The following is a 507-nucleotide window of genomic DNA, read 5'->3' as shown; positions in this document are numbered from 1 at the left end:
TGAGGCGCTTGGGTCTGGTGGTCCAGGTTCAGCGTTAGCCTTCGCCGGCCGTCGAACCCCTCGTCGACCCGCAAGGGCTTCTCTGCGATAGGTATTCCTGCGGTGTCTTATCCCCGAGAGCCATGTGAGGCCGGCTCTCATTGTAGTCCTGTCGCCAAGCTTCGACGATGACACGGGCCTCGGCCAGCGTCTCGAACCAATGCAGGTTCAGGCACTCGTCCCGCAGCGAGCCGTTGAAGGTCTCGATGAAGGCGTTGTCGGTCGGCTTGCCGGGACGCGAGAGGTCGATCTGCACCCCGTGGTGATAAGCCCAGAGGTCAACCAGCTGGCCGGTGAACTCGGCGCCGTTGTCGGCAAACAGGTATTTCGGCGCACCTCGCTGCCGGACGAGGCGGTTCAGCACCTCGACCACGTGCTCGCCCTTGAGCCGCTGGCCAACCTCGATCGCCAGGCATTCGCGGCTCCAGATGTCGACCACCGTCAGGGCCCGGAACTTCGTGCCATGGC

The 507-nt window shown here is 64.1% G+C and carries 1 protein-coding gene; it reads right to left on the bottom strand.

Translation table 11 applies throughout. The annotated features are described in order from the left end of the window. Positions 1-34: 34 nt before the first annotated feature. The coding region (locus JMJ55_RS30490; RefSeq protein WP_202829352.1) for an integrase core domain-containing protein at positions 35-507 on the bottom strand (473 nt) is incomplete at its 5' end.

The organism is Belnapia mucosa, from assembly GCF_016775475.1.
Taxonomy (GTDB): domain Bacteria; phylum Pseudomonadota; class Alphaproteobacteria; order Acetobacterales; family Acetobacteraceae; genus Belnapia; species Belnapia mucosa.
Note: the sequence above shows the minus strand (reverse complement) of the source record. Positions and strands in the feature narration are given on the sequence as shown.